Source organism: Herbaspirillum sp. SJZ099 (assembly GCF_007828355.1).
In the GTDB taxonomy this organism is placed as follows: domain Bacteria; phylum Pseudomonadota; class Gammaproteobacteria; order Burkholderiales; family Burkholderiaceae_D; genus Herbaspirillum.
This window is the reverse complement of sequence record NZ_VIUO01000006.1, coordinates 93,037-102,553: the sequence shown is the minus strand read 5'-3', so window position 1 is coordinate 102,553 and position 9,517 is coordinate 93,037. Positions and strand designations below refer to the sequence as shown.

Here is a 9,517-nt window from a genome sequence, read left to right as displayed (position 1 = left end):
TGGCTTAAGTCCCCGCGAGGCTGGCGTTGCGGCGCACGCGCGGCAGGAAGAAGGCCCAGATCAGGATGCCATCGAAGACCTCGACCACGATCAGCGCCAGGATAGCCCCCCAGGCGCCATACAGCGGGATGAACAGCGCGGCGCACGCCAGCATGACTGCCAGGCAGGCGACGCCGCTGGCCAACAGCAGGCGATACTGGTCGTTACTGGTGAGCAGGGAGGAGCCGATCGAGCGGGCGGCGTTGATGGCGAAATAGGCGCCCCATGCCAGCACCATGGCTTCCACGCCCTGGTATTTCGCGCCCAGCACGTGCGCCTCCAGCCAAGGAAGCGCCAGCCACAGCAGGCTGACGTACAGTATGGTCACGATTTCGATGCCGGCTACCGAGACCCAGGCCAGGCGGTCCAGGCGTTTCCAGTCGCGTGCGCAGAACAGGCGGCTGGCCATCGGCCGGGCGATGCGCGACCAGGCCATGACCGACAGCGCGATCGGCATCAGCAGCAGCCGCGAAGCATTGAGTTCGGCCGAGGCGGCCAGGCCCAGCGAGGCGGCGGCAAGATAGAGGTAGCTGTAGTTGGTGGCCCAGGCGACCAGCGCGCCGGGCAGGGCCCAGCGACCGCGCCGCCACATGTCGGTAATCGCCGCGCGCTGTTCCTGGACGGATGGCGGTGCGGCTGCCGGGCGGTTTCCGGCGTTGCGCCAGAAACCGACCGCATTGGCCAGCCCCAGCACCAGCAGGATGCCGGGCACGGTGAAGTGGCCGCTTGCCAGCAGCAGCGCCACGCCGGCTGCCACCGCCAGCGCGTAGGCCAGGTCGATGCGCAGCACGCGGCGCGGCAGGCCTTCGATGAAGTTCAGGCTGCGCTGGTATTCGCGCAGGGCGTTGGCGAAGACATAGACGGCGAAGGCGAGGCCCAGCGCGGGCAAGGATTCCGGCACGCCGGCGTAATGGCCGACAGCGATGCTGGCGAGGCCGAACAGGATGGCCAGCAGGGCGCTCAATTGCCATTGGAAACGGTGCAGGCAGGCAATCAAGTGCGCCCTCTGCGACTCGGTCTTGCCGGGGGCGATGGTTGTCAGCGGCCCGGTGATCAGCGATTCGAGGACGGTGGAAGCGAAAATGCCGGCGACGTACATTTGCGAGTACAGGCCGTAGGATTCCTTGGTCGCCAGACGGATCAGGACCAGCCCAAGGGCGAAGTTGAGGCCGCTCAGCAGCGCCTGGTCGACCAGCGACGCCAGCGAATGCCGCAGCAGCCGCTTGCCGCTTACTTCTGGCGCGGTCCGCTCAGCCATTTTTTCAGGTAATGCCAGTATTTGTTGCCATTGGCCGGTACCGTCTCGTCGGAGAACTGGTTGTAGATGGTGCCGATCACTTGCGCCCCGGCGGTGCCGATCTGGGTTTCGGCCTGGCGCAACTCCTCCAGCTTGGTGAAGTGCTGGCGGCCGACCAGCAGGCAGGCGCCGACCTGCTGGACGATGGTTTGCGCATCCGACGAAGCGGCGGCGGCCGGGGTGTCGACGATGATGACGTCGATATCCGCAGCCAGCTTGTCGATCAGGTTGCCCAGTGCCGGCTGCAGCAGGATTTCCAGCGGATTGGGCGGCGTCGGGCCGGCGCAGAGGACGCGCAGGTGCGGAAATCCCGGCGCATTCTGGCCATGGCTCAGTTGGGAGCGGCCCGCCAGGACGGTCGAGAGTCCATCCTTGTTGTCCAGGCAGAACAGTTCGTGCTGGCGCGGCGCGCGCAGGTTGGCGTCGATCAGCAAGGTGCGCTTGCCCATCTGCGAGAACGCCAGGGCCAGGCTGGCGGCCAGGTAGCTTTTGCCTTCCTTTTCGTTCGGGCTGACCAGCGCGAAGGCGATCTTTTCCTTGCCATCCGGACCGGCCAGGCGGATCGACAATTCGGCGCGGATCTGGCGGATGGCTTCGGCTTCCATGCCGAAGGGAGCGTGGGCGATCGCCAGCGACTTGTCGAGGTTGTCGCGCGGCAGCAGGGCGGTGGCGTAGTTGAACTGTTCCGACAGCACCATCTGCACGTTCTGTTCGGTCAGGTAGTTCAGGCGCACGGCCGCTTCGCCGAAGCGGATGCCGGCCGAGTTCTGCAGCTCGACCACGCGGGCGACCTGTTCCTCGGTGAGCAGGCCGGCGGTGATGAAGCGCGCGCCCATCTTGTCGCTCGGTCCCGTGGTTTGTTGCGCGGCTTGAGAGGTATCGTTCATGGAAGACCTTCTTATTGGAAGCCGATATGGCCGATGACCGGAACGCGCAGGCTGCGGGCCAGGTCGTCGCGGCAGCGCAGGCGGCGGGTGCTCAATTCGAGCAGCAGGGCCAGGCATAGCCCGATGCCCAGGCCGGCCACGATGCTGGCGGCGATATTTTTGAGCAGCAGGGGTTTTGAGTGGGTGCTGGGCGCTTCCGCCACGCGCAGCACATTCAGGTCCGGCGTGCTGATATTGCTGGCCATGAGGATCTCATCGTATTTCTGCAAGGCGGTGTTGTAGACGCGTTCGACGCTCTCCAGCTGGCGCTGGTACGAGGTGATGGTGTCGCGGTGCTGCTTTTGCTCCAGCAGTTTGGCCTTCTGCGCTTCCACTTGGGCCTTGAGCGTTTGCTCTTGCATTTGCAGGCGGCGCGTGTCGATCTGCTGGGCTTCTACCGCGCCCCTGGATTCGCGGTTGATGCGGGCCACCAGCTCATTGCGTTCGGCCAGCAGCGCCAGCGTCCTGGGGTGCTTGCCGCCCAGGACTTCCTGCACTTCGGCCAGGCGGCGGTCGGCGTCGCTCAGCTTGGATTTCATATCGTTGATGTTGGTGCGCTCGGCGACCTCGGGCAGGTCGTCGACCTTGACGCCGCTCTTGAGCAGGCCTTGCGTTGCCTTGTTGCGCGCCGCGGCTTCCTGCTGCGCATTCTGGACCGCGATCAGCGACGTCATCAGGTCGCCGAGCTGGCGCGATTCGAGGTCGTTGCGCTCGTTGGGATCGATGATGCCGACTTCCTGCTGGTACTTGGTCAGCTTTTGCTGGATGGAATCGGCTTCTTTGCGCAAGTGTTCAAGCTGGGCGTTGTATTGCTCGCGGCGCGAGCGCGCCGAGCTGGAGGCGATTTGCTGGCTCAGTTCGATATAGGCGTTGACCACGGCGTTGGCCAGGTCGCGGGCCTGTTCGGGGGTGCCGGCGGAGTAGTCGACTTCGATCACGCGGCTGGAGCGGCGCGTCACCACCTGGGTATCTTCGTTGATGCGCTTGACCAGTTGGGAATGCGCGCGCGCGTCGCCATGCTGCTTTGCTCTTTCCTGGTACTGGGCGGTACGCTCCAGACCCAGCGAGTCGATCACCTTTTCGGCGACCGCCTGGCTGCGGATCATGTCGAATTGCGTCTGCATGTAGCTCTCGTCCATGATGGGCGAGAACAGGCGGCCATTGATCGGATCGTTGGTCTTGTAGTCGATGAAGACGTCCGAGGAGGCGGTATACGTCTTGGGCATCATCAGCGTGATGGCCGTGGTGGCGATGACCACCACGGCCAGCGTCTTGAAAATGGTACCGCGTGCGGCGGAGATCATCGCGGCAAGCTGGTTTGAGCTTAAGCCGGTTTCAGGTGTCTGCGCGTTCACAGTGAAGCCTTGTCGTTGTGATAGGTGGGGCGGGTGGTCATGCGCTATTGCGTCGTGTGCTAGAACAGGCTCTCGTCGACAAAGACAACGTCGCCCGGTTGTACCGGATCGGTCAGCGCGGCCTTGGTCGATTGGATGCCCTTGTCAGGGACTTCCCGGTTGATAAAGATGCGGCGCTTGGAGGCGCGCTGGGTCATGCCGCCGCCAAGGGAGATGGCGCGCATGACGTTCATCTCCGGTTCCATGGGATAGGCGCCGGGGCGGTTGACCTCGCCATGGATGTAGAACTGTTTTTTCTTGTTGACGTAGATGACGTCGCCGGGCCGCATCTCGACATCCAGCGTCTTGCGGTCGGTGACGCCGGTTTCGCCCAGGAGGATGGGAATGCGCAGGTCGGTTTCGCTTTTCTTGGGATCGTTGTCGCGGCGCAGCAGGGTGACGGTCTGGTCGGCATTCTGCGTCAGGCCGCCGGCGATGGCGATCAGCTCAAGCACACTGAGATGGCCCGGAATCGGATAACGGCCGGGACGGCTGACTTCACCCAGAATGGAAACCATCTGGCTGCGCATCTGGACGATTTCCACCGACACTTCCGGGTTCTTCAGGAAGTCGCCGTCGCGCAAGGCGCGGGCGATCTTCTTGCCGATCTCGCTGGTGGTCAGGCCGTTGACGTCAACGCCGCCGATCAGCGGCAAGGTCAGGATGCCCTTGTCATTGACGCCGACCTCAGCAGACAGGTCGGGTTGGCCGAATACGGTCACGCGCAGCACGTCGCCGGGGCCGGTACGGGCATCGGTGACGGTCGAGGAGGGAAGCCCCAGTGTGGAAAGCGTGCCAGGCGGCGCCGACATGAGTTCCCCGGTTTTGGTGGGATCGGAGGGAACCTGGGCAAAGCTGGCAAAGCTGAGAGAGAACAGCAGAAGCGTTGCGATTAGCCATTGGATGAAGTGATGGCGCAAATTGAACTCCCGTGAGTGAATTCTGAATGATTGGAGGCTATTTTCTCGCGATTTTTCTTGTTCTCATCTCAGTCAATACCAGATGGCTGTTCATGAGCGAAGACGAAAATACTTAAATGCCCAATAGAAAATTTTGTAAAGGCGGCGCTTATATTAATCTAATTGCAACATTTTGGAAAACCTCGGTGTGGCGTGAATGATGAATCAGGCTGCCATTGAACCGCATTTGGAGGATTGTTGATGAGGGATGAAGACGCCGAGAAGGCCGTCAGTTTGTCTTTTTTATTGTTATTCGGCAAATTTTTCTGGTTTTGTAGGGGGGCAGGTGTTGTTGTTCGGCCAGATGCGCAAAGGATAGGGTGCCATTGCCCGGAACCGGCATGGCGGAGGGAGAAATGAAACCGGGGTGAACCGTTGTAAACGGCTCACCCCGGTACCGACCCGGCCAATGATGGCGGGAGGGAAAATCAGACAGTCGCGGCGATCTTTTCCTGTGCGCTGGCCAGGGCTTTTTTGACTGACTCGTCACCCATCGACACGCCTTCGGCGATGACCAGCTCGACGTCGGTGATGCCGATGAAAGCCAGCGCGCTCTTGATGTACTTGCCCTGGAAATCCAGCGCTTCCATCGGGCCTTCGGAATACATGCCGCCGCGCGACAGGATCACGATGGCCTTCTTGCCGGTGGCCAGTCCGACCGGGCCGTTCTCGGTGTAGCGGAAAGTGCGGCCGGCGCGGAATACGTGGTCGATCCAGGCCTTGAGCGTGGAGGGCGGCGCGAAGTTGTACATCGGCACGCCGATGACCAGGGTGTCGGCCGCCAGCAGCTCGTCGACCAGCTGGTCGGATTGCTTGATCAGCTCGGCTTGCTGCGCATTGCGGTTCTCGGCCGGGGTGAAGTAGGCGCCCAGCAGCGCTTCGGTGATATGCGGCAGCGCGTCGCTGGCCAGGTCGCGGTGGATGACGCGGCCGGCGGGGTTCTTCGCCAGCCATTGCTGGGCAAAGGAGGCGCTCAGTTGGCGCGAGATGGAGCCGCTGGCGCGGGCGCTGGAGTCGATATGCAGCAAGGTGCTCATGGTCTTTCCTTTCGGTGGCATGCTGTTGCGCTTATCTGTATGGCAACGGCATCGGTTTGTCTTCATTGCCCAAGGGGGATGCCTTGGGAAGGGGGCAATGCGGCGCCGGCAGCGGGAGAAGCGGTTTGACGGTATCGTTGCTTCCTGCCAGGGCTGGTCCCTGGCTTTGCTGGCGGCGATGAAAGAAGCTTATCCAGTTTTCATTCGCATCAGTAGATGCGAGAATGTCATTTCACTGATCCATTTTTATGGGTAATGATGATGGTTGATCTGAACGATATCTGGCTTTTCGTCCACGTGGTGCGGGCCGGCAGCTTTGCCGCGGCCGGGCGCCGGCTGGCCATGCCCTCCAATACCATCAGCCGCCGCTTGCAGGCGCTGGAGGCCGAACTGGGCGTGCGCCTGCTGCAGCGTTCCACGCGCCAGCTCAATATGACCGCCGCCGGGCGCGAGTTCTTCGAGCGCTGTGCGCCGGGCCTGGAAGACATCGAATACGCCAGCGCCAGCCTGAGCGAGAGCAGCGGGGAGCCGTCCGGCAGCCTGCGCGTGGCGGCGCCGGTCGACTTCTTCGATAATTTTTCCATCGAGTGGATGCATGAGTTCATGCGCTTGTATCCCAAGGTACAGCTTGAATTCGTGCTCAGCGACAGCCGCGCCGACCTGATCGCCGAAGGCATCGACCTGGCTTTTCGCGGCGGCATCCTGCCGGATTCGAGCCTGGTGGCGCGCAAGCTGGTGGACAGCCATCGCGGCCTGGTGGCCAGCCCGCGTTACCTGGAGCACTTCGGCACGCCGCATACGCTGGCCGACCTGATCGGCCATGCCTGCCTGGCGGCATCGCCGGCGCCGCATCACACCACCTGGAAACTGGAAGGGCCGCAAGGGATGGAAAGCGTGCGCGTCAATCCGCGGCTTTGCATCAACACCGCGCAAGGGCAGTTGCGCGCGGCGCGCGCCGGCCATGGCATCGCCTTGTTGCCGACCATGCTGACCTCAGAAGACCTGCGCAACGGCACGCTGGTGCATATCCTGCCGGACTACCAGCGCGATGCGATGGGCCTGTATGCCGTGTATGTCCACCGCCGCCAGCTTCCCACCGCGGTCAGCGCCTTGATCGAATTCTTTGCCGACAAGCTGGCGCGCGGGATTGCCGATAAGGGGGAGCAGGTATGCCAGGAGCATTTCGCGCGGGAGGATGCAGCCAAGAAGGGGCAGGTTGGCGGCGCAGAGGCCGGATCGGAATTGCAAAGACGCGAGGGCGTGGAAAAGGCGGTGATCTGATACCGGTCTTAAGCGGTTCGCTCGGCAAAACGCCCGCAAATGCGGTAATGCAGTTCAGTTAAGGCTTATTCTGAAGCACTCATCACAGACCCCGTTCGGGCTGAGTAGGCCCGCCAGGGCCGTATCGAAGCCAGCGTGTCACCGTTGGCGCTCTTGCCTGCCCTTCGATACGCTGCTGCGCAGCTACTCAGGGCGAACGGAGTCTGGACTGCACAAACCTCCACAAACACAAATGCCGTTCAGTGCTTAACTGAACGGCATTACCGCATTTGCGGGCGTTTTTCGGTCTTGGGGGGGGGGCAAGCAGCCTTAAGGGCCTAGCCCCGTTCGCGCAGGATGCGGGCCACGCTGTCGATCTTGCGGATGCCGCGCATGGTGCGCGCCAGATGCACGCGATCTTCGACCTGGATGGTGAAGCGCAGGTATTTCATCGAGGCGCCGCCATCGTCGTCCATGCTGACCGACACGATGTTGGCGTCCGATTCCCCGATTTCGGCGGCGATGCGCGCGAGCGTGCCGCGCCGGTTATGGATCAGGATGGTGATGCGGCAATCGAAGCGGCGGTTGAGGTCATGGCCCCAGACCAGCTCGATCCAGCGATCAGGTTCCTTCTCGTGCAGGCGCTTGGCGGTCTCGCATTCCTGCGTATGGACGATCAATGTCTGGTCGGCCTTGAGATAGCCGGTCAGGCGGTCGCCCGGGATCGGCATGCAACAGGGGGAGAGCTGGGCCGAGGCGCCTTCGCTGCCGGTGATGACCACCGGATCGGGCTTGTTGGGCAGCATCTGGCCTTCGGGGTCGAGCTGCGGAACGTTGGTGCCGGCATCCATCATGCCCATGATATGGCGCGCCACCAGCGGCGCCATGCGGGTGCCGATGCCGATTTCGGCATACAGGTCATCCATGGTCTTGGCGCTGGACTCGTTGAGCAGCCGTTCGACGATATGCGTCGGCAGTTCGGGATCGATGCCCAGCGTGTGCAGGGCGTTGCCCAGCAGGCGGCGTCCGACCGACTGCGATTCGGCCATGTTGGCGGTGCGCAGGCGATGGCGGATGGCCGAGCGCGCCTTGCCGGTACGGACGTAGCCGAGCCAGTTCGGGCTGGGGCGCGAGGTCGGCGAGGTGATGACCTCGACGATGTCGCCGTTGTGCAGCTCGGTGCGCAACGGGGCCGGTTCGTGGTTGATGATGACCGACGTGGTCTGGTCGCCGATGTCGGTGTGGATGCTGTAGGCGAAATCCAGCGCCGTGGCGCCGCGCGGCAGGGCGATGATCTTGGATTTGGGCGTGAAGACGTAGACCGAATCCGGGAACAGGTCGACCTTGACGTGCTCCAGGAACTCGGCCGAATCGCCGGTCTGCTTCTGGATATCCAGGAGCGATTGCAGCCAGGCATGGGTGCGTTGCTGCAGGTCGGTCAGGCTGCCTTCGTCGTCCTTGTACAGCCAGTGCGCCGCCACGCCGGACTCGGCCACGCGGTGCATTTCCCTGGTGCGGATCTGGAACTCGACGGGCGTGCCGTAGGGGCCGATCAGCGTGGTGTGCAGCGACTGGTAGCCATTGAGCTTGGGAATGGCGATGTAGTCCTTGAACTTGCCTGGCATCGGCTTGAACAGCGAATGCAGGGTGCCCAGCGCCACGTAGCAGTTGGCGAAACTGTCCACCACCACGCGAAAGCCATACACGTCCAGCACCTGGGAAAACGACAGGTGCTTGTTGCGCATCTTGCGGTAGATGCCGTACAGGGTCTTTTCGCGGCCGTCGACCTGGGCCGGGATGCCGGCGGCGATCAGCGTGCTGGTGACCGATTCCATGATCTTGGTCACGACTTCGCGGCGGTTGCCGCGCGCGGCTTTGACCGCCTTGTGCAGGGTGCGGTGGCGCAGCGGATACAGGTGGGCGAACGACAGTTCCTGCAGTTCGCGATAGATGTTGTTCAGGCCCAGGCGGTGCGCGATGGGCACGTAGACTTCCATGGTTTCGCGCGAGATGCGGCGCTTCTTCTCGGGCGGCATCGAACCCAGCGTGCGCATGTTGTGCAGGCGGTCGGCCAGCTTGACCAGGATCACGCGCACGTCGCGCGCCATGGCCAGCAACATCTTGCGGAAGTTTTCCGCCTGCGCTTCGACCTGGCTTTGGAATTCGATCTTGTCCAGCTTGGACAGGCCGTCCACCAGCGAGGCCACTGGCGCGCCGAAGCGTTCGATCAGTTCTTCCTTCTTGACGCCTTGGTCTTCCATCACGTCGTGCAGGAAGGCCGCCATCATGGCCTGCGCATCGAGCTTCCACTCTGCGCAGATTTCGGCCACCGCCAGCGGATGCGAGATATAAGGCTCGCCCGACTTGCGCATCTGGCCCAGGTGCATCTCATCGGCAAAGCGATAGGCTTCCTTGACCTTCTTCAATTCGGAAGGCGTCAGGTACTCTTCGAGCTTGGGCGTGAGGTGGGCGAACGTCGCCACGCCGCTATGGGCGGCGGGGGGCGCTTCGTTCGGGGAATGCGAGCGGCCGGAACCGGCTGCTCGTTTAGTGCTGGTGCTGGGAGTTGCTGATAACGTGGATTCGGTGGGGGTGAGGCTCATGC

8 protein-coding genes are annotated in these 9,517 nt (G+C 62.8%); 2 read left to right on the top strand and 6 right to left on the bottom strand.

What is annotated here, in order from left to right:
• Positions 1–4 precede the first annotated feature (4 nt).
• The 5 genes from FB597_RS14220 to FB597_RS14200 form a co-directional block, all read right to left on the bottom strand.
• Positions 5–1,297, bottom strand: coding sequence for a lipopolysaccharide biosynthesis protein (locus tag FB597_RS14220; protein ID WP_144769901.1), 1,293 nt, complete (start codon positions 1,295–1,297; stop codon positions 5–7).
• A complete protein-coding gene (locus FB597_RS14215; protein WP_144769900.1) occupies positions 1,270–2,223 on the bottom strand; it encodes a polysaccharide biosynthesis tyrosine autokinase in 954 nt (317 codons plus the stop codon). Before FB597_RS14215 ends, FB597_RS14220 begins: the two co-directional genes overlap by 28 nt.
• Positions 2,224–2,234: 11 nt before the next feature.
• Positions 2,235–3,566, bottom strand: a complete 1,332-nt coding sequence (locus tag FB597_RS14210; RefSeq protein WP_255517178.1) for a hypothetical protein — start codon at positions 3,564–3,566, stop codon at positions 2,235–2,237.
• Between the two features lie 110 nt (positions 3,567–3,676).
• Positions 3,677–4,468, bottom strand: coding sequence for an SLBB domain-containing protein (locus FB597_RS14205; RefSeq protein ID WP_144769898.1), 792 nt, complete (start codon positions 4,466–4,468; stop codon positions 3,677–3,679).
• 575 nt (positions 4,469–5,043) lie between these two features.
• The gene (locus FB597_RS14200) at positions 5,044–5,652 is read right to left on the bottom strand and encodes an FMN-dependent NADH-azoreductase (protein ID WP_144769897.1); all 609 of its coding nucleotides are present in this window, start codon (positions 5,650–5,652) and stop codon (positions 5,044–5,046) included.
• On the opposite strand from FB597_RS14200, the gene FB597_RS14195 reads away from it, so the two are divergent.
• Both FB597_RS14195 and FB597_RS14190 read left to right on the top strand, forming a co-directional pair.
• The gene (locus tag FB597_RS14195) at positions 5,651–5,908 is read left to right on the top strand and encodes a hypothetical protein (RefSeq protein ID WP_144769896.1); all 258 of its coding nucleotides are present in this window, start codon (positions 5,651–5,653) and stop codon (positions 5,906–5,908) included. The genes FB597_RS14200 and FB597_RS14195 overlap by 2 nt on opposite strands.
• 5 nt (positions 5,909–5,913) lie before the next feature.
• Positions 5,914–6,933 carry a LysR family transcriptional regulator gene (locus FB597_RS14190; RefSeq protein ID WP_144769895.1) on the top strand — a complete coding sequence of 340 codons (1,020 nt, stop codon included), beginning with the start codon at positions 5,914–5,916 and terminating at the stop codon, positions 6,931–6,933.
• Positions 6,934–7,250: 317 nt separating this feature from the next.
• Here the strand turns inward: FB597_RS14190 and FB597_RS14185 are convergent, their stop codons facing one another.
• Positions 7,251–9,515, bottom strand: coding sequence for a bifunctional (p)ppGpp synthetase/guanosine-3',5'-bis(diphosphate) 3'-pyrophosphohydrolase (locus tag FB597_RS14185; RefSeq protein WP_141915511.1), 2,265 nt, complete (start codon positions 9,513–9,515; stop codon positions 7,251–7,253).
• Between the last annotated feature and the right edge of the window lie 2 nt (positions 9,516–9,517).